Source organism: Paracoccus sp. (in: a-proteobacteria), assembly GCF_032007265.1.
GTDB lineage: Bacteria > Pseudomonadota > Alphaproteobacteria > Rhodobacterales > Rhodobacteraceae > Paracoccus.
The window spans coordinates 5,401-25,570 of record NZ_DALZMB010000057.1 but is presented as its reverse complement, the minus strand read 5'-3'; the positions used below and the strand labels follow the sequence as shown (position 1 = coordinate 25,570).

The following is a 20,170-nucleotide window of genomic DNA, read 5'->3' as shown; positions in this document are numbered from 1 at the left end:
TCTACGGCCAAACACAGTTAAAACGGGGAGGAATACCAGACGACGAACAGCAATCCAGAATACCCATCAGGAAGGCCCTCGATATCAATTTGGGCTGCCTGATTATTATTCAAGATGAACCCCCTGAGGTTGCCGACCGATCTCCAAGACAGACGTGCGCATTCTGAACCCCGCCGGTTTGCCGCCCATCCTTATCATGATGGCCAGGATTTCGCTGCAGAAGTGTTCGAGCGGCAGCTTTCTTGAGTGCCGCCATGCGGCGTTCATGGGCGCCGACTGTCAGCTATGGGCCATATCTGGGCGACGCGACAGGGCTGACATCAAGAAGCGCTGTCGCTCCCCTTCTTCGGGCCTATGTTAATTTCAAAGCCCTGCGGACACCTTCGGCAGTGAGAACCTGCCCTGCGACATCATCAAATGAGCATCCGCTCTGGAATACGTCCTTTATCTCAATTTCGCACTGCGTGACCCTCGCGATCTTTCTCAGGTCGCCGAACGCAGCCCCGCCGGTGTTCCACCGAACTTTGGCTGCGACGAAGACGTCCTCCGCTTCATCTTCCCCATTGGGAACCTCCGAGATGAACCTTAAATGGCGACGCATGCCAAGTTTGACGCTGCCGTTCGCCTCACGGTGGACGGAGATAAACAGAGCGGGCCAATCAGCCTCTCTCATCTCCCAATTAGAGAAGTAATCGTAATTAAGTGGGCCAGCGCGGCCTTCTTTCTCAGCGCCGCCATCCCGCGTCACCATTTCTTCCATAACCGCCTTGGCGCCCTGCTCGACAGCCTGTGTAACCTTCTCATTCGAGAAGACGAACCGGACGCCCTTAAACATTTCGGGGTCATGTCGAAGAAGTTGCAAAAGCGTCGGCGGGTTCCTGAGAACGGCCGCCTCACTTTCACCGACCACAGCGATGCCGAGGCCCCCCAAGCGTTCCGGGGCTCTAGCGAGAGCATCTGGGTCCACACGCACGGCTTCGCCAAAGCGCCTCTCGAACGACGCTTTGGCTTTACGGTACGTGTTGCCTCCGGGGGGTAGCCAGACTCCATCCTCGACCCTGTCAGCGGAGGACAGAGCGGCGCGCGAGGCATTAGCCGAGCAGACGACCGCTCCCTTGTCCGACCCGTAGACCTTCGCGTGCATTTGCTGATCGGGGAGGTGGCGTAAGTGCTCGTTGTTCGGCGCTCCACCGATGCGAAGCGCCTCCTGAACGGTCATGCCCATACATACGTCGCACACAACGCGCAAATCCTTGGGCGGGCCCCCACCGTCGAAGAGTTCCTTCGTCCAGGTTGGGCCGAGAAAGGCGACGCACATCCAAGGATTGTCCCCAGCCATGATCTTGCGGATGCGCTTCGCCAGTCCGGTGCCAGTCAGGAATTCAGCGCCAATGGACTTATCCATCTTCTCGTCGGCAAATGCCGCCTCAATATCAGAATGCAATGTAGTCATCCTACCGAGATGTTCCGCTTGCCGATAGACGAGATGAAAGCGCATTGATGCCAGTCGCAGCAAAGGCCGGTTTTGTCCCGCATCCGCGAAATTCCTCGCCGCATTTCGCGGCACCAGGCCATGAACGGCCGCTTAGCGGAAAGCCGCACTTCAACACAGGCAGGCTCTCGACCGGCCGCAAAGGGCCGCCGTTGCTCCTTCATGCGCGTTATCTGGGCTTGGCTGATCGCGGCACTTACAGCAAATTGCGAAAGATAAGTCGTGAGACTGGAGCAGCCGAGCGGCACTTGGGAGGGCCACACAAGTTGGAAGTCACTATATATGCTACTGAATATCCAGCAATGTCAGAGGATGACAGGGAGAGCTTCGCAACGCTCGTTGCGGCGGGAGGCGCGGTGAAGATTGACCGAGTGCGCGAGGGCATTCAGCATCATGGGGTAAAGCTGGTCGTCGCCAAAATAGGTGGAAAAATGATTGGCTGTGCTGCTTTGAAATCGCCCGCGGATGAGTATCGTGCGGCGTTTCAGACAGGAAAAGCTCGATATGCCCTTCCCAAAGATGTTTATCCGCATGAAGTGGGGTATGTTGCAGTCCATCCGGACCACGAAGGTCAAGGCTGGGGCTCAAGGCTATGCGAAATGGCGATGTTACTCGCGGGGGACGATGGTGTCTTTGCTACAACGGGCACAGCATCCATGCTCACGAGGGTTCTTCCTCGCCTCGGCTTCAAATGGGTTGGAGTGGTGTGGAAGGGGCTGCCGAACCATAACGACAAGAAAAAGCCGGACCTTCATCTACTTGTTCGACCGCGTATCGGCAGCGCCGACAATTTCGCTGCACATCGGCCGAGCGGCAGCTTCGGGAAAGGCTAGCTTTCGGAAAATTTCCAGCGTGAACGGCGGGTATGGGCCGCGTTTCCCGCTGCAGGAGCGAACGGCCCGCCTTGCTGGGGCCAGTCTGAGTGTCGGCGTTGGGCTCAAATACATTCCAACTCCGATTGACCACATTGCCCGACTGGGCTGCGATGCAGATGCTTGCGCCCGCCCAGATCATGCTATACTAAGTGTACTTGTCGCGTTTCGACTTGAATTCCCAAGCATAAGTCGTCCGTTGATCTGCGGCGCAAGCTGGACGGATTGTTTGGAGAACTGCAATTCAGCCTACTGCAGTAGTTAGATGGACAGGGTGGAAATCTGCCTTGTATCTTGTAACGATAATCGAGGCGATCTGATTGAAGCCCTCACGCAAGAGGCGAAAGCGGCCATCCAGCGGCGCTTTCGCGCCGACGAGTACATGTAAGGAACAGTCATGTCCCATTGGTATTGGTATAGGCAGACGACGCCGCGACCGCCCGGAGCATGGGTAGTATCTGGCCCCTATCCAAGCCGCGAAGCGGCGATGGCGGCCCGAGAACTCGACAAACGAGATGGGCAGGTAGGTGTTCCGTTCTTAGCTGAAACAAAAGAACAGGCCGAAACAAAAACGGCATTCCAGTAAAAGAGCAGGAAATGGGACTTGTTATAGTGCCGATGGGTGAGGCTTAAGCAATGAAAGACCAGTTGCTGGCGACCACCCATAAGCCCAACGAAGTTCACGACGATTCTGGTAAAGCCAACTAAGGAGTATTGATTATGGATTGGAAATTGGCGATCAGAGGGTGTTTCGGGGTCGAGGACAGGAGGTTCGCCGAGCATCCATCAGATCAGCGAAGAGCCTATGAACTGCTTGGTTATCTAATCGAACAGAACATTTCTATGAAAGAGGTTGCCGACGAGTTGCGCCTTTTCTTAGCGAAAAACCCGCTGATTCATGCTGATGAGCAAATTGACCGTGTTCGGGAATTTTATGGTATCTGGCTGGACGGCTGATCCCCTTTGTCAGACGGGCCAAAGCACTTGGGCATCTTTGGCTGGCTTCTTGAAATCGATCAGGTTTCGTTTGGCGCTATCGCCAAGACAGGCCTCGTAGACACTCTCTCTTTTGTTGGCACCCCAAGTCGCAGCGCGCGCTGCGAAGTGGCTCGTCTCGCTATGCCTTTCCCAAGTGACAGCCTTGACCTTCCGGCCGTCAGGTAGCGTTTTGTGCTGTCGAGCGAAGGTAAGAAGCGTGTCTGACCGGCGCTCCTTCGCGTCAAGATAGTGATAGTGATACCCCCAGTGTCCGTGGTTTTCCCTCTGAAGAAGTTCCTTGAGGCCAGGAATGGTCAGGAAGAGGGCGACAACGTTTTCGGGTAGTTCGGGAGCCACGACGACACGTAGAATTGGCTCTAGCTTTCCCCGCAGGAAGGGTATGAGCGGCCCGCGAATTTCTTCTGCCCCAAATGACCAGCGATCATCATGAACGATTGCTAAGTTCTTTTGCCATGTCCGCAAATCAAGATCATCTTGCTTCATGGCGCTTTGCAAGTCACCAACAAGGTCGTCGATTTCGCGGAGCAGTCCTCTAAACTCTACTTCGAGGTTCTCTCGGGTAGAAACCTCGCGTCCAGCACAATTGAGTTCTCGCAGTCTTTCGCGCTTCGAGACGATACCGCTAATGCAGTCCTTGACTTTGTCTCGCCCGAAAAAGCCCATCACTCGATCTTCCTGCTCAGAATTGAAGTTAATCTCGCTCAAATATCATGGCCCAAGTCTGGGTACAGAATGTGTCAATCACAATTGTATAACCTCTATTCGCTTCATGCACGATGCGGCCAGCACATTCTTGGCGGAACAGCGCGGGCAAAGCTACGGAGGCTCTATATCGGCGGCTTGGCCGGCGCTGACAGCTTCAACCGCCCGAAAATGCTGCGCCATGAGCGAATGGCCGGTCTGGTGAGGCTGCACCGCAGCAAAGGCATCTTGGATGAACGGCAGGATAGGGCCGCGAGCTCTGGAGCGGGAAGGAGGACGCCCGTCCTCCTGCAGGCTGACCGAATGACCGCAAAGGGCTCGAAACGCCGATGGTGCCAGCCAGTGACTTGGGCGATTTTGACGGTTGCCGAATGTCCGGTTTGGCATTTCGCCGAAATGGCTCGGCCGGGCCGCCACTGACCGCTCTCCGCCCTTCACGACGATCACCCGTCTAGCAGAGCGGCTATGGCTCTTCCCAGAAAACCTGATCATCATGCCGTTATCTCAGCCCCACGCGCAGCAATCTCCGTCATTGCCATGCGATCAGAGCCGAGCGTGATCCATCCAGACGCGCGACTGCAGATCATTCGGGCATCCGGGACACGCCGGGTCAGGATGACGCTTGAGAAAAGTCATCCGCATGAAACCGCCGTTATGGTTACCGAGATCGCCGAGCGGCATGATCGAAGTCACTAGATGCTTGGTCCGCGTCGCGCCTCAAAAAGAAAAACGCCGGCGCCACCCCCGACCCCAGCGAATTCAATTACTTGGAAAAACTCTGCCCCGATCTCGGGCAAAACGAACCCTATTGGGGACTAACTTTCGCCCGATTTACAGGGTTAATGAGTCCAAGGAGCGCGACGGTCCGTTGCGAAATTTTCGCCATAGCCGCGCGGGCGGATATTTGCGTGGCGGGCCTGTGGCTCGATCACCTCGTAATCAAGACCGTGCTCGCGCGCATATTCCTCGGCTTGCTTGCGTGTTTCAAAGCGCAGGCGCACCTGGCTTTGGGTGTCGTCGCTGCTTGTCCAGCCCATCAGCGGATCGATATCGCGGGCATCGGCCTGCGGAAAAACCAGGAACCAACCCTTGGTTTTGGCCATTCCAGACTGCATCGCGTTGCGGGCGGGCTGATAGATACGGACTCTCATTCAGAAAACCCTCTGAAAAATGTTGCTGATCTTATTGCCCAACTTGGGCTTCGGATCAAGATGGCAAGGCCGCTTGTGCGCAACTCTGTCCTGCATCTGCGCGCGAGGTCTTGCAACTTTTGACGGAAACGCCAGATTGAGGGCCAGAACAAAGGTGCAACGATGGCCCATAACAATACCAACGCACCCGTCGCGCGTTTCCCAGAAGTCGCCCGCCCGAAACTTGAGGGCGGCAAACGGCTGGTCATGAACAGCGAATTTTCGCCTGCGGGGGATCAGCCCACCGCTATTTCCGAGCTAAGTCAAGGCATTGGCGCGGGCGAGCGTGATCAGGTTTTGCTGGGTGCGACCGGGACCGGCAAGACCTATACGATGGCAAAGGTCATCGAGGCCACGCAGCGCCCGGCGATCATCCTTGCCCCGAACAAGACCTTGGCGGCCCAATTATACGGCGAGTTCAAGGGCTTCTTCCCTGATAACGCTGTCGAATATTTCGTCAGCTATTACGATTACTACCAGCCCGAAGCCTATGTGGCGCGCACGGACACCTATATCGAGAAAGAATCCCAAATCAACGAGGCCATCGACCGGATGCGCCATTCCGCGACGCGGGCATTGCTGGAACGTGATGATGTGATCATCGTCGCTTCGGTGTCATGCATCTACGGCATCGGCTCGGTCGAGACCTATTCGGCGATGACGCAGGATATGGTCGTGGGCCAGCAATATGACCAACGTGAATTTCTGGCCGAGCTGGTTGCTCAGCAATACCGCAGATTGGATGCCTCGTTTCAGCGCGGCGGTTTTCGCGTGCGCGGCGATATTGTCGAGGTCTGGCCCGCCCACCTTGATGACCGCGCCTGGCGCTTTGACTTCTTTGGCAATGAGCTGGAAAACATCACCGAATTCGATCCGCTGACAGGCACCAAGACCGACAGCTTTAAGCAGATCCGCATTTACGCCAACAGCCATTACGTAACCCCAAGACCAACATTACAACAAGCAATCAAAGGGATACGGGCGGAACTTCAGCAACAACTTAAGGTATTCCAAAGCGAGGGAAAGCTTTTGGAAGCCCAAAGGCTGGAGCAGCGCACCAACTTTGATCTTGAGATGCTTGAAGCAACCGGCGTCTGCAACGGGATCGAGAACTACTCGCGGTATCTGACTGGCCGCGCACCCGGCGAGCCGCCGCCGACCCTGTTCGAATTCATCCCCGATAATGCCATCGTTTTTGCCGATGAATCGCATGTCTCGGTGCCACAGATCGGTGGCATGTATCGCGGCGACTTTCGGCGCAAATTCACCTTGGCAGATCACGGCTTTCGCCTTCCGTCGTGCATGGACAACCGACCGCTTAAATTTGAGGAATGGGACGCGATGCGCCCCCAATCGGTCTTTGTCAGCGCGACTCCTGCACAATGGGAAATGGATCAGACTGGCGGCGTCTTTACCGAACAGGTCATCCGCCCCACGGGCCTTCTGGACCCGCAGATCGAGATCCGGCCAGTCGAAATGCAGGTCGACGATCTTCTGGACGAGGTGCGCAAAGTCTCGGCCGCGGGCTATCGAACCCTCGTCACGACGCTAACCAAGCGCATGGCTGAGGACCTGACCGAATATCTGCACGAACAGGGCATTCGCATCCGCTATATGCATAGCGACATCGACACGATTGAGCGTATCGAGATCCTGCGCGACCTGCGTCTGGGCGCTTTCGACGTGCTAGTTGGGATTAACTTACTGCGCGAAGGCCTTGATATTCCAGAGTGTGGTCTGGTTGCGATCCTTGATGCCGACAAGGAAGGCTTCCTGCGTTCAACCACCTCTTTGATCCAGACCATCGGTCGGGCCGCGCGAAATGTCGACGGGCGCGTCATCATGTATGCCGACCGTATCACCGGCAGTATGGAACGTGCGATGGCCGAAACCAGCCGCCGCCGTGAAAAGCAGATGGCCTATAACCAGGCTCACGGCATTACACCGCAAACGGTGCGCAAGAATGTCGATGATGTCCTGGCCGGATTGTGGCAAGGCGATACCGATCAGTCCCGCGTCACGACCAAGGTGGATAAGCCCATGGTCGGCGCCAACCTTGCCGCCCATCTGGATGCAATGCGCGCGCAGATGCGCAAGGCGGCCGAGAACCTGGAATTCGAAGAGGCGGCGCGTCTGCGTGACGAGGTCAAACGCCTTGAGGCCGTCGAGCTGGCCGTTGCGGATGATCCTTTGGCACGCCAATCCGCGATTGAAGACGCAGCCGAGGCAGCCGTCAAAGCTTCGGGGCGTTCGACCGCAGGTCGGGCCGGGCAAAGGGGCGGAACCAAACGCTCGCGCAAAAGCCGCTAAAGGAAGCTGCTAGTTATCCGCATAATTTCGAATATTTGCGGATAACTAGAGTTGCCAATGTGACAGTATCTCATCAATCAAGGCGGTAAGCTCGGCCTGCAGGGCGGGATTGCGGCTGCTTTCACTTGCAGAAAGGCCCCGACCCAAAGCTTCGGCATAGGCAATGCGGTTGGCGATCTGCGTTCGTGCAAGCCCCGCCCCCATTTCTTGCGCTTTGGCTGCGACCTCGATCGACAGGCGGGTGTTGGGACGGGCGCGGTTAAGGATGATCATCGCCTCGGCCTTTTCGCGCTTGGCCAGATCAAGAACCCCCTCGGTTGCCCATAGATCGACATGGCTGATGGCGACGGGCACCACGATCAGATCCGCCGCCCTTAGCGACGGCCGCAAATCGCTGTCGATTTTCGGTGGTGTGTCGATGATGACGAAATCAAAACGCTTCTTGAGCTTTTCGGATTCGTAGCTGGCCCCCCAAGCAGATGAGGTTGAGAACTCTAACCCCTCATCCTCGCCACGACGCCCCAATCGCTCGATGAACCAGCGTCCCAGGCTGCCTTGCGGATCCGTATCGATCAAAGCGACCGAATAATCGCGCCGACGCAACTCGATCGCCAGATTGACCGCCAATGTCGTCTTGCCAGAGCCGCCCTTTTGCTGCGCCACGGTAATGATGCGCCCTGCCATAAGACCTCCACGACTTATCCCAACCCAAGCTTAGGGGATTTATCCGGGGCGATGCACGATCTTTTCGCAGTTGCAGCATTTTTATCGGCAAGCGCGGCTTTTGCGTGCCGATGCCTGCTCAAAAGGTCGAGACGACCTCATACATCACCGGCTCAAAGCTGCGGCACATGGCATGGATGGCGCGGTTGCGAACACGCATCTCGGGCGCGCGCAGCATCGCCTGATAATCGCCCCGGCCGCGCCACTTGGAATAGGTCGCGATGCGCGTCTGGGCATCATTCAGATGGATCGCCCCCGAGACATAGCCCGGCTGCTGGCTGATCACCTGCGCATAGGCATCTTCCAGCGCCTCAAGCACGTCATGGGCGGTGCCCGGTGTCACGTCAAAGGTGCAGATCACGGTCTGTCCGCCAAAGTCTTTGCTGATCTCGGTCATGGTTGGCCCTCCCTGGCTGGCCTGTTCAGCTTACGTCCATTGCGCCCCGACACAAAGGCCAAGATCAGGCCATTGCGCCTTTTTGCCAAAGCGCGCATGTTCCGCCCGACCACAGCTCAGGAGCGCGCAGATGATCCCGGTTTTCGACGGCCATAATGACTTTTTGCAACGAATGGTCGAGGCGGGCCCAGCACGCGATTCACTTTGGCTGAAGGGCGATGGCACGGGTCATCTTGATCTGCCGCGTATCAAGGCAGGCGGCATGGTCGGTGGGTTTTTCGCAATTTGGACCCCCTCGCCCGAGGGGCCGAATGATGATGACGCGGTCAGGCAGATGGCCAACCCGCCCTTTTCGCTTGCCCTGCCCGATCTGATCGACGCCCCCGAGGCCCTGCCCCATGCCTTGGCGCAGGCGGGCCACCTGCTGGCGCTGGAACGCGGCGGCACGCTGCAGATCTGCCGCAGCGCCGCCGATATTGACGCCGCCATCGACGCAGGCCGCATCGCCGCGATCATGCATATTGAGGGCGCAGAGCCCATTGCCGATCTGGATGGGCTGCACATGTGGCATGCGCTGGGGCTGCGGTCGCTGGGTCCAGTCTGGTCGCGTCCGACGCGCTATGGGCATGGCGTGCCCTTTGCCTTTCCCTCATCACCCGATACAGGCCCGGGCTTGACCGCCGATGGAAAAGCCCTGGTGCGTGAATGCAATCAGCTGCGTATCATGCTTGATCTGTCACATCTGAACGAAAAGGGCTTTGACGATATTGCCCGGCTCTCGACGGCGCCGCTGGTGGCCAGCCACTCCTGCGCCCATGCCATCTCGCCCAGCTCGCGCAACCTGACCGACCGCCAGCTTTCCGTTATCGCCGAAAGTGACGGGTTGGTCGGGCTGAACTATGCCACGGGCTTTTTGCGCCCAGATGGCAAACGGCTGCCGCTTGCGGGATTTGATGTCATCTTGCGCCATCTGGATCACATGCTGGCAATCTTGGGCGAAGATGGCGTGGCCCTTGGTTCAGATTTCGATGGGGCCTTGATGCCTGATGAGCTGGCGGATGCAGGCATGTTGCAAAACCTGGTGAGCGCGATGCTTGATCACGGCTACGGCCCCGATCTGACCGCAAAAATCGCCTGGAAGAACTGGGTGGGTGTGCTTAAGCGCAGCTGGGGCGGTTAAGCCCCTTTTGCCCTCACAGCTTCCAAGGTTTGGCCTCGGATAACGCGAAGGCCAAATGGTCCACAAAAGCGCGCAGCTTGGCGGGCATTGGTGTCACGGGCGGCCAGACGACCGAAATCGGCAAGGCCCGCCCCGGTAGATCCGTCAGGATCGGCACCAGTCGCCCCGCTGCGATTTCGCCCGCAACGATAAAGCCCGGCAGCATTCCAAGCCCCAGCCCTGCCACCACAAAATCGCGCATTGCCTCGCCATTGTTCATCGAGATACGCCCACTGACCTGCGGCGAGACATTGCGTCCCCCGACCGGAAAGGACCACATTCGCGTATCCGCCAGATGGCTGTAGCTGATCACCGGATGCCCGCTCAGGTCATCCAGATCGCGGGGCGTGCCGTAACGGTCAAGGTAGGCCGGGCTGGCGACCGCGACCACGCGATCCTCACATAGCTTGCGCGCCATCAGCGCCGTATCGCGCAGCTCGCCCACGCGGATGGCCACATCAAAGCCATCATGAATCAGATCACGCGAGCGATCATCGAAATCGATGCGCAGCTCCAGCTCGGGATGCAATGTGGCGAATTCCGCGATGATGGGTGCCAGATACATCACGCCAAAGCTCATCGGGGCGGAAATCGACAGGCGGCCGCGCAACGCGCTGCCCCCATCCATGCTCCAGGCCGCGCTTTCCGCCGCCGCAGTCAGCTCGCTCAGTGCCGGCCGCAACCGTTCGGCCAAACTCAATGCGGCATCGGTCGGCGTGATGCGCCCGGCATTGCGTCGAAACAGGGCCGCCCCCAGCGCCGCTTCGAAATCAGAAATCCGCTTGCTGACCACTGATTTCGACAGGTTCAACCGCTCGGCGGCAGCAGTGACAGTGCCCAGTTCAAGCACAGTCAGAAAGGTCTCAATTTCATCAAGGGAATAACGCATAAGCCAGCATAGCGCCTCTGGCGGCGTTCGCAATTGCCGAACACTGGATTAGGCGCGCTGGATATGGCTTTCAAGCAGGCCAATGCTGATATGCTGCTCAAGATTGATTGCAGGAGCATACCATGCAAACCAACACCGAACCCAAAACCGATCTGACCGGTATCCACCACCTGACCGCGATCACGGCACAGGCCCCGGCCAATAAGCGCTTTTACACCGAAACCCTTGGGCTTCGCCTTGTGAAGAAAACCGTCAACCAAGACGATACCAGCGCTTATCACCTGTTTTACGCCGACGGCGAGGCCAGCCCCGGTACGGATCTGACCTTCTTCGATTGGCCCGCAGCCCCCGAGCGTCGCGGCACCCATTCCATCAGCCGCACGGGCCTGCGTATCGCAGCAGACAGCTTCGACTTCTGGGCCGCGCACCTGCGTGAAAAAGGTGTCAGCCATGGGCCAACCACCCTGCTTGACGGGCGCACCAGCCTTGACTTCGAAGACCCCGAAGGTCAGCGCTTCCGCCTGATCGAGGATCAGGCTGGTCTCGTCCATCCTTGGGCGAAAAGCCCGATCGCGGCCAACCATCAAATCCGTGGGCTTGGTCCGATCACCATCTCGGTGCCTGATCTGGCCCCTACCGAATTGGTGCTCACTCATGTGATGAACATGCGCCGGGTCCGCGATTACGCCAGCCCCGATGGCCAAGGTCAGGTCCATGTCTTCGAGATGGGTCAAGGCGGCCCCTCGGCCGAATTGCATGTCGCGGTGCAACCTGGCCTGCCCGTCGCACGCCAAGGTGCGGGCGCGGTCCATCACGTCGCCTTCCGCACCCCGAATGAGGCGGGGATCCAGGAATGGGCACGCCGGCTGCGTGATCTGCGTGTGCCCAATTCGGGCGAGGTCGAGCGCTACTATTTCCGCTCGCTCTACTTCCGCGAACCTGGTGGCAACCTCTTCGAGATCGCCAGCGACACCCCCGGCTTTGCCGTCGATGAGCCGATGGAAACCCTGGGCGAGCGTCTGTCCCTGCCGCCCTTCCTCGAGGGCAAACGCGAGCGCATCGAGGCAGACCTGCGCCCGCTCGATTGAGCCCTCGCGATTGAACAATGAAAAAGCCGGCACCTCAGGGCGCCGGCTTTCTTCATCATCCAAATACCCAATCTTTGCAGATCTCACTTAGGCATTCGCCCCGCTTTCGCGCCGTAAGACTGGCCTCGGAACTAGCTGAGGCGATGACGCATCCAGTCCAAGGCAATGTTCAAATCCTCGCCCGTCAGCTGATGCCCCGCGCTGATGAGGCGCAGATCCAGCTCGGCCTGACACGCGCGCAACCAATCCGCGAGCACGCTTCCCCCCTCAAGGTAGGGGTCGTTTTCGCCGTTGATCATCAACACCTCAGCGCCGCTCAAATCGACCTGCGGCAGCTCCTCCAAGACTGCAACTGCGCGCAGCAAGATCGCGCGTTTGATCAATCCCGGATATAGCCCCATCACCGCTGCGGCGAAATTCGCGCCATTGGAATAGCCCAAAACCGTGATGCGCGCGCTATCAAGCCCATAAGAGCGCAATGCGTCATGCATGAAAGCGTCAAAGGCCGCGGCTTCGGCGCGATTATCCTCTTGATCAAAGCGCATGGCATCAAAGCGGCGAAACCAGCGTGCGACCCCCTCTTCTTGCGAGCGACCGCGCAGACCCAACAAGGTTGCATGCGGGTTCAGCCGATGCGCCAACGGCATCAGATCGGCCTCGTTGCCCCCGGTCCCGTGCAGCAGCAAGATCACACTGCCGTCAGGTGCGTCGGGGGTATGAAAGCGGTGGATGAAAGGCAGTTCGCGCATTGGAATCCTTTCCCCGCCCGGCAGGGCGAATTGCGGCAAGATCACGCGCAGATCCTCGGCGCGCGCCTGCTCCTCGGGTGGAAAAAACAAAGTCTCGCCCAGATGTTCCGGCGCTTCATCTACGGTAAATCCGGGGCCATCGGTGGCGAATTCGATCAATGTTCCACCGGGTTCACGCACATATAGCGACAGGAAATATTTGCGGTCATGCACATTGGTGACGCTTTCAGCGTCTTTCAGATCCAGCCGCATCTGTCGCAACGTGCCGACATCCGGGGCGCGAAAGGCCACGTGATCAAAGATCCCGGTGCCGGGGATCGAGGGGACATAGCCCCGGACATTGCGAATATCGACCACATCCGTGTCGGATTTCAGCCGTCGGGCATTGCCCTCGACGCCCGCCGCTTGATAGCCAAAGCGCGACACGAAATCGGCGGTGGCCTCGGCATCCTCGCTCCAAAGCGTGACCGAGCGGATGCGCCGCGGCGCGATCGGATCGGGCAAAGGGGCAGTCGCGGCAAGATCGACACCGACCAGCTTGACGATCACCCCATCGGGGTCACGCAACCGCAAGACAGGCTCGCCGAATTCGCGGCTGGGTCCCTCGACCGGGACATGGGCATTCATGGCACGCGTCAGCCAATCACCGATACTGGCCAGAGGCACGGCAAAGGCGATTTCTGCGACCTGACCATGTCCGGTCCGGCCCGGCGCGCCATCCTCCCAGACCAGAAAGCTGACCAAGGACCCCGGGCTGCCCAGTTGATCGCCATAAAACAGGTGCAGCTGTTCGCTGTCCTCATAGCCCCCGGTCCGCTTGATCAGGCGCAGCCCCAGAAAGCCCAGGTAGAAATCGATATTGGCCTGTACCTTGCGCGTAATCAGGGTGACGTGATGAATGCCAGTCGTCATTTCTTGCTCGCCTGCCTAAAGGGTCTATCAGCCGCGCCCATGCGCAGCAGTCCAATCCATCACCGGCCCAATCGGGACAATCCCGTAAGGATTGATCGTCGGATGACTGCGGTAATAGTGATTCACGATATGGGGAAAGCTGACGGTCTGAGCCACGCCATCGATCTGATAAAGTTCACGGCACCATCCCCATAGATTGGGATAATCACTTACCAGATGGCGATTGCATTTGAAATGCGTGTGATAGACCGCGTCAAAGCGCACCATGGTCGAGAAAAGCCGCCAATCCGCTTCGGTCAGGCTCGCGCCGGTCAGATAGCGCTGGCGTGACAAGATCCCCTCAATCCAGTCCAGACTGTCGAACAGCGGGCCGATCGCCTCGTCATAGGCTGGCTGAGTTGTCGCAAATCCAGCTTTGTAGACACCATTGTTCACCGTGTCATAGATCCGGCTGTTCAGCGCCTCGATCTGAGGCCGCGAGGCTTGGGGCCAATAATCGTCGTGATTGCCGGTCAGCCCGTCGAATGCCGAATTGAACATCCGGATGATCTCGGCGGATTCGTTCGAGACAATCGTATCTTGTTCGCGATCCCAAAGGACCGGAACCGTCACCCGCCCCGATGCATGCGGATCGGCCCGCAGATAGATGTCGCGCAGAAAGGGCAAGCCGAACAGATCATCGCCGCTGGCATCAGGAAAGTCGGTGTCAAACGTCCAGCCGTCTTGCAGCATCACCGGATGCACCACCGAGACCGAAATATGCGGCACCAACCCTTTGAGGCTGCGAAAGATCAAGGTGCGATGCGCCCAGGGGCACGCTAAGCTGACATAAAGATGATAGCGCCCGCTTTGCGCGCGAAACCCGCCCCGACCGCTGGGGCCGGGTGCGCCATCCGGCGTGATCCAATTGCGCCAGGCGGTCACGCTGCGCTCGAAGCGACCGTTGGTACTTGCGGTATCATACCATTTGTCGTGCCATATTCCGTCAACCAGCAAACCCATGGCTTTACCCTCCTGACCACATGCTCATATGTCTTGCGCTGCGTTCTAGACCCAGCCCAACGCGGTAACCAAGCCTGCAGGTCCGAATGCGGTGTTCGTCCCCACAAAACGCCCCGAGGATTGCCGGGGTGTCAGGACATAGGTTTTTTGCCTGCCGCGTGGCCCTGATCCCCGCCAAACACCGCTTTGTTCGCAGCCATTCTGACATCCAGCCTAAGGTCAGAAAAATGGGGCGATGCATGCCCGTTAACCAAGACATGGCAGCACAATGCCCAGCTTAGGCAAATTGCGATAATTCCAGCTTGCCCCAACAAAGCATCTGGCCATAGGCTGGGGCCATGATCTTGATTGTGTCCACCTCTCCGATCATGCCCAGAACCGCTACCGGCCAACAAGGTCTGCGGAATGAACAGCCTTTTTCCAATCTTCCAGGTGATAGTTTTCCGGCGTGGTGTCTGACACTGCGCGGGCCCAACCACGCGCCCAGGCGGCAGGTTCGTGGATCACCCAATGCCGCCTTCAGGGAGACGATATGAAACGCAGATATCTTTCGACCCCCCTTCTGTCGACCGCGCTTGCGCTGCCGATGATGGGGTTCGGCGCCGCTGCTTGGGCGGAATGCGGCAATCTGACCATTGCCAGCATGAACTGGCAAAGCGCCGAGATCCTGGCCAATCTGGACCAGTTCATCTTGAATAACGGCTATGGCTGTAACGCCGAAATCGTCACCAGTGATACCGTCCCGGCAATTACCTCGCTTGTGGAAAAAGGCCAGCCCGAGATCGTCCCCGAGGCATGGGTCGACCTTGTGCCCGAGGTCTTTGCGACTGGCACGGCCGAAGGCAAGATCGTCTCGGTCGGACGCTCGCTGCCCGACGGGGGGCAACAGGGCTGGTTCATTCCGAAATATCTGGCCGATGCCCATCCTGAACTAAAAACCATCAACGACATTCTGGCCCATCCCGAAATTTTCCCCTCGCCCGAGGATCCGGCCAAGGGGGCGATCTTCAACGGCCCCGAAGGTTGGGGCGGTACGATCGTGACCAATCAGCTTGCCAAGGCCTTTGACGTCGAGGGCAAGGGCTTTACCGTGGTCGATACCGGCTCGGCCGCAGGGCTGGATGGCTCGATCGCCAAAGCCTATGAGCAAAAGGCACCCTGGCTGGGCTTTTATTGGGCACCGACCTCGCTCTTGGGCAAATACGAGATGGTCAGCGTCGATTTCGGCGTTCCCTTCGACAAGGATGAATGGAAGCGCTGCACCTCGGTCGCGGATTGCCCCGATCCCAAGCCGAATGCTTTCCCGCGTGACAACGTCTTTACGCTGGTCGCCAAGCCCTTTGCCGATAAGGCAGATCCTGGCGTGATCGATTATCTGTCCAAGCGCAGCTGGAGCAATGACACCGTCAACAAGCTGATGGCCTGGATGACCGACAATCAGGCAACTGGCGAAGAAGGCGCCAAAGAGTTCCTGAAAAACAACGAGGATCTTTGGCTGAATTGGGTCACCCCCGAAGCCGCCGACAAGGTCAAAGCCGCGCTCTGACGCATTGCGCTGCATTCGACATCAGGGGCCGGGCTTGCTCGGCCCCTTTTTAGTTGCCGCCATATCCCTGCGATGCTGGCAGTCTTGGCCATGATGCGCAGGCGCCGCCAAACTCTATTCCCCCGCTTGCCGATTCATGAGAAATTGGGGCTGCGCCCGCCACGCCGCACAAGTCCCCCTTCGGCAGCTTGGCAAAGGATAGGTCATGGCAGAGCAAATCCCCCCCTGCGCGGATCCCACATCCAGCTATGCCACCCATGAGGTGACGAACCAGCCAAGTGAGCTGACTGGCTATAATGCATTTCGTGATGACCGCGCGTTAACGCAGGCCATCGAGGTCTTGGGCGGCGGCTGGTATCAGGCAGAACTGGCCGCATTTGGTGCCCAAGTTGGCACGGCACGGGTGCAAGTTTTGGCGCATCAGGCCAATCGGCACCCACCCGAGCTGATCAGCCATGACCGCTTTGGCCACCGCATCGATGAAATCGAGTTTCACCCCGCATGGCACGAGTTGATGGCCATGGCGCGCGCATCTGGCACCCATTCCCTGTGCTGGGAACCGCGCCACCGGGGCCGTCAAGGTCTGCATGTCGCCCGCGCGGGCCTGTCATTTCTGCTCAATCAGGCTGAAAACGGCATTTGCTGCCCGATTACCATGACCTTCGCCGCTCATGCCGCGCTGCGCCATCAGCCCGATCTGCTTCAGACTTATGCGCCAGCGCTTTATCACAACAGCCATGATCCCCGCCCCCTGCCCGCCGCGCAGAAATCGGCGCTGACCATGGCAATGGCCATGACAGAAAAGCAAGGTGGCTCGGATCTGCGCCAGATCCAGACCAAGGCCCAAAAATCCGGCCAGATCTGGTTGCTCACGGGTCATAAATGGTTCTTTTCGGTCCCTCAATCGGATCTGTTCCTGACGCTGGCGCGCAGCGAAAAAGGCATCAGCTGCTTTCTTGCCCCCGGCTGGCTGGCCGATGGCAGCCGCAATCGGTTGATCTTGCAGCGCCTGAAAGACAAGTGCGGCAACCGCTCGAATGCCTCTGCCGAGGTCGAGTTTCGCGGCCTCGAGGCCCAGCTTGTCGGCGAAGAGGGGCGCGGCATTGCCACGATCTTGGAAATGGCGCACCTGACGCGGCTGGATTGCGCAATCAGCGCGGGCGCCATCATGCGGCAATCGCTGCGCCAGGCGATCCATCATTGCCGCCAACGCCACGCCTTTCAGCGCGCGTTGATCGATCAGCCGTTGATGGAAAGCGTTCTGGCCGATCTCGCCCTGGATTCCGAGGCTTTCCTGTGGTCCGGCCTGCGCCTTGCCCAGACCCAGGATGATGGCGAGGCCGGGGCTTTACTGGGACGCATCGCCATTCCCATGGGCAAATATCTGGCTTGCAAACGTGCCCCCGCCTTTGTCGCCGAGACCTTGGAATGTCATGGCGGCAATGGCTATATCGAGGATCATATGATGGCCCGGCTATACCGCGAAGCGCCCTTGAATGGCGTATGGGAGGGATCGGGCAATGTCATCTGCCTGGATGTCTTGCGTGCCGCGCAAACCAGCCCCAAAAGCCTAGAGCTGTGGCATGACGAGGTCGCCCTTGCCCGCGGTGGCAGCCGCGATTTCGACCGCGCCTTGCAAGATATCGAGGGCGTTTTGCGCGATCTTGGATCAGCGCAGGGTCGCGCGCGCTTTGTGGTCGAGCGGATGGCACGGCTGTTTCAGGCCAGCCTTTTGCTGCGCCACGCACCCTCGATGCTGGCCGAGGCATTTTGCCGCCAGCGTCTTGGGCGCCATTCAGGGCAGGATTATGGCGCGGTGCTGGGCGTGAGCAATGCCCGCCAGATCATTGACCGCGCGGGCATCCTGGAAAGCGGCTAACGCGAAATCAGGCGGCGGTTGCCCTGCCAGCCCTGCGGTAGCCCGGCCCTTAGGGCAGCGGCGTCACGTCCTCACGGCTGATCAGTGCCAAGATCGGATGATCCCCGCTGTTGTCGACGATTCTGGCGGTAATTTCATAATCATGCCCACCAACGAGCGGGCCAGGCAAGGCCGCCTCAGGATCGCTGAGCAGGATATAACCCTTGCCTTGGGCTGTCGCGATACTCTGCGCGGGGCCATAAAGCGCGATCAGCCCCGGCGATACCGGATCAGCCTCATCTGAAGTGGGGCTGTTGGTCGCAGGGCGCGGGGCGGGTATGCCCGGCAAGATGCCGGCCTGTACCACCTCGCCGCCTGTTTGAACCAATGCCATGGGATCGGCCTCGCTCAATCGCGCGTGCAGCCGCACGATCTGATGCAAAACTGGATCTTTCTGTGGGTCATAGCTTGCATTCGTCTTGGCGCGATCGGCCCAGTTTTGCTCACGCGCGCGCAAGGCCGCACCCAGGTTGCCATAGCGCAGCGACCAATTAGCGTTGGCGATTTCGGGGCGGCGCATAATCGCATGGCTGGCCTCGGTCAATTCCATCGCGACTGTCGGCACACGCGGATCCGCGCCTTGCATCAGCCCCTCAACAAAGGCAGCGGCCCGGCGCTCTAGCTCGCTCAATCCATCAAGCCCGGTCAGGGCGGTTGTCAAACCCGGCGCAAGCGCCACAGCCGATGTCCCCTCTTGTGGCGCCACGACCACGACCGCGCCATTGCCCAGATCGCGCTGCCCCACACTTAGCTGGCGCAGCATGATTTGCGCATAGTCCCGCGCAGAATATCCATGCAGGCTATCCGCGACGATCGTGACAATTTCGACGCCGGGTTTTGCGGCATAGGCCATTGCATCGCGCTCTAGCGAGGCAATTTCCTTTTCATTCACCAGCCCCAGCGGATCATAAACGAAATGGTCGAACTTGACGGGCAAAGCGCGGGGATCAGGCAAAGGCAATCTGGGATTGGCCTTCCCCGAGGCGGGGGTCTGGGGCGCAAGCTGGCCAAGCTCATCCATCCAGGCGATTGCTGCCGCCGTGCGCGTAGCCGCCCGTAGCCCAGCGTCAGCGCCGCCCTCGGGTTTGGGGGTCGGGCGTGCGTGGTCATTGGCCTGTGCGAAAGGCAAGATCGCGGGCTGAAGCCGCCCCTCCTCCATCGCGCCACGTCCCCAACCTGCGGCCATGGCCTCAAGTTTGATGTATTCATCCGTCACTGTCGTGCCCTTGTCAGTGGCCGACGCGTCCGAAGTAGGCTGTGCAGGCGTGCCTGCCCAAGCTTCGGTGCCGTGCCCTTGCGCCACCGCCACAACATCTGCGAATTCCGCCCCCAGCCGCGCAAGGACAAGACCGGCAAAAGCATTAGCCTCGGCCTCGTCTGCGTCACGCCCGGGACCATTGGCAAGCCCATGCCCAGCGAGATGGTGCCCAGCTTCATGAGCAACAGCTGCAATTAACGCCCAATCCTTGCCCCCAAGTGCCTCTTTGGCCCTAGCCAAGAGTTCAGGAGAGATCAAAAGCACCCGCCGAGGCGCCAAATCGCGTTCTTCAAGCACCATAGCCGTGATCTGTGGCACCGAGGTCTCGATCACGCTGAAATTCATCGGCAGATTGGTGACAGCAAGAAGTTGACCAATCACCTCAAGGCCGGCTGCACTGTCTGGCCGCTCGTGCAAATCGGCAGGAAGGCCGACTGCCCCACCATTCGCATTGCAAATCCGCAGATCGATCTGATCACTCAGTTCAAAGAAGGGCTGGGCCAGATCAGGCAGAGCGGACGCGATGGCGTTGATCTCGCCCAGCGCCGAGCGCGTCTGCATTTGCGCGCTATCTGACAATTGCACGGCCGATTGCGCCACAGGCTGGGCCAAAGTCATTGTGCCAAAGCTGATTGCCACCACCTGAAGGGCGATGACCGCCACCGAGGACCGCAACCTTACTCCAACACAAAAATGTCGCATATTCTTCTTCCCGTGGCTCTCCCGCCTCAGAGGCGAATATCAGCCCGAAAGAGGTACGGGAATAGAGCCAGGTGAAACTGTTTTTCACGATACCGTAAACACACTCACATCTTGCCAGGATTGACGCGGCAAGCCCCCCCCTCTGCTCTCTGCTCTCTGCTCTCTGCTCTCTGCTCTCTGCTCTCTGCTCTCTGCTCTCTGC

Annotated in this window: 16 protein-coding genes; 7 read left to right on the top strand and 9 right to left on the bottom strand. The window is 58.9% G+C overall.

The features are described 5' to 3' along the window. Positions 1 to 352 precede the first annotated feature (352 nt). Positions 353 to 1,444 (bottom strand): hypothetical protein, encoded by a 1,092-nt coding sequence (locus RTS12_RS12680; protein ID WP_312529072.1) that lies wholly within the window; start codon positions 1,442 to 1,444, stop codon positions 353 to 355. A 404-nt stretch (positions 1,445 to 1,848) separates the two neighbouring features. Between RTS12_RS12680 and RTS12_RS12675 the strand changes: the two genes are divergently transcribed. Both RTS12_RS12675 and RTS12_RS12670 read left to right on the top strand, forming a co-directional pair. Continuing rightward, a complete protein-coding gene (locus RTS12_RS12675) occupies positions 1,849 to 2,325 on the top strand; it encodes a GNAT family N-acetyltransferase (RefSeq protein WP_312529070.1) in 477 nt (158 codons plus the stop codon). Positions 2,326 to 3,084: 759 nt separating this feature from the next. Continuing rightward, positions 3,085 to 3,321, top strand: a complete 237-nt coding sequence (locus RTS12_RS12670; protein WP_312529068.1) for a hypothetical protein — start codon at positions 3,085 to 3,087, stop codon at positions 3,319 to 3,321. A 9-nt stretch (positions 3,322 to 3,330) separates the two neighbouring features. On the opposite strand, the gene RTS12_RS12665 is transcribed toward RTS12_RS12670, so the two are convergent. Both RTS12_RS12665 and RTS12_RS12660 read right to left on the bottom strand, forming a co-directional pair. Beyond that, the gene (locus tag RTS12_RS12665) at positions 3,331 to 4,068 is read right to left on the bottom strand and encodes a hypothetical protein (protein WP_312529066.1); all 738 of its coding nucleotides are present in this window, start codon (positions 4,066 to 4,068) and stop codon (positions 3,331 to 3,333) included. An 836-nt stretch (positions 4,069 to 4,904) separates the two neighbouring features. Next, positions 4,905 to 5,216 (bottom strand): ETC complex I subunit, encoded by a 312-nt coding sequence (locus RTS12_RS12660; protein WP_312529063.1) that lies wholly within the window; start codon positions 5,214 to 5,216, stop codon positions 4,905 to 4,907. Between the two features lie 162 nt (positions 5,217 to 5,378). On the opposite strand from RTS12_RS12660, the gene uvrB reads away from it, so the two are divergent. Further along, positions 5,379 to 7,565, top strand: a complete 2,187-nt coding sequence (uvrB, locus tag RTS12_RS12655; protein ID WP_312529060.1) for an excinuclease ABC subunit UvrB — start codon at positions 5,379 to 5,381, stop codon at positions 7,563 to 7,565. Positions 7,566 to 7,610: 45 nt separating this feature from the next. On the opposite strand, the gene parA is transcribed toward uvrB, so the two are convergent. Next, a complete protein-coding gene (gene parA, locus RTS12_RS12650) occupies positions 7,611 to 8,249 on the bottom strand; it encodes a ParA family partition ATPase (RefSeq protein ID WP_312529058.1) in 639 nt (212 codons plus the stop codon). A 118-nt stretch (positions 8,250 to 8,367) separates the two neighbouring features. After that, positions 8,368 to 8,685: an antibiotic biosynthesis monooxygenase gene (locus RTS12_RS12645; protein ID WP_312529056.1), complete on the bottom strand. Its 318-nt coding sequence runs from the start codon at positions 8,683 to 8,685 to the stop codon at positions 8,368 to 8,370. A 130-nt stretch (positions 8,686 to 8,815) separates the two neighbouring features. Here RTS12_RS12645 and RTS12_RS12640 point away from each other — a divergent pair, with 130 nt between their 5' ends. After that, positions 8,816 to 9,865, top strand: a complete 1,050-nt coding sequence (locus RTS12_RS12640; protein ID WP_312529054.1) for a dipeptidase — start codon at positions 8,816 to 8,818, stop codon at positions 9,863 to 9,865. A 13-nt stretch (positions 9,866 to 9,878) separates the two neighbouring features. Here the strand turns inward: RTS12_RS12640 and RTS12_RS12635 are convergent, their stop codons facing one another. Then, positions 9,879 to 10,793, bottom strand: a complete 915-nt coding sequence (locus tag RTS12_RS12635) for a LysR family transcriptional regulator (RefSeq protein WP_312529053.1) — start codon at positions 10,791 to 10,793, stop codon at positions 9,879 to 9,881. A gap of 122 nt (positions 10,794 to 10,915) precedes the next feature. On the opposite strand from RTS12_RS12635, the gene RTS12_RS12630 reads away from it, so the two are divergent. Further along, positions 10,916 to 11,881 carry a ring-cleaving dioxygenase gene (locus RTS12_RS12630; RefSeq protein WP_312529051.1) on the top strand — a complete coding sequence of 322 codons (966 nt, stop codon included), beginning with the start codon at positions 10,916 to 10,918 and terminating at the stop codon, positions 11,879 to 11,881. 131 nt (positions 11,882 to 12,012) lie between these two features. Here RTS12_RS12630 and RTS12_RS12625 read toward each other — a convergent pair whose 3' ends face one another. Both RTS12_RS12625 and RTS12_RS12620 read right to left on the bottom strand, forming a co-directional pair. Then, positions 12,013 to 13,542 (bottom strand): VOC family protein, encoded by a 1,530-nt coding sequence (locus RTS12_RS12625; protein WP_312529049.1) that lies wholly within the window; start codon positions 13,540 to 13,542, stop codon positions 12,013 to 12,015. Between the two features lie 27 nt (positions 13,543 to 13,569). Then, positions 13,570 to 14,544, bottom strand: a complete 975-nt coding sequence (locus RTS12_RS12620) for a glutathione S-transferase family protein (protein WP_312529048.1) — start codon at positions 14,542 to 14,544, stop codon at positions 13,570 to 13,572. A 532-nt stretch (positions 14,545 to 15,076) separates the two neighbouring features. Here RTS12_RS12620 and RTS12_RS12615 point away from each other — a divergent pair. Continuing rightward, positions 15,077 to 16,090 carry an ABC transporter substrate-binding protein gene (locus tag RTS12_RS12615; RefSeq protein ID WP_312529046.1) on the top strand — a complete coding sequence of 338 codons (1,014 nt, stop codon included), beginning with the start codon at positions 15,077 to 15,079 and terminating at the stop codon, positions 16,088 to 16,090. Between the two features lie 205 nt (positions 16,091 to 16,295). Next, entirely contained in the window at positions 16,296 to 17,969 is a 1,674-nt protein-coding gene (locus RTS12_RS12610) for an acyl-CoA dehydrogenase family protein (protein WP_312529044.1), read from the top strand. Positions 17,970 to 18,018: 49 nt separating this feature from the next. Here RTS12_RS12610 and RTS12_RS12605 read toward each other — a convergent pair whose 3' ends face one another. Next, a complete protein-coding gene (locus RTS12_RS12605) occupies positions 18,019 to 19,968 on the bottom strand; it encodes a TPM domain-containing protein (protein WP_312529042.1) in 1,950 nt (649 codons plus the stop codon). Positions 19,969 to 20,170: the final 202 nt, after the last annotated feature.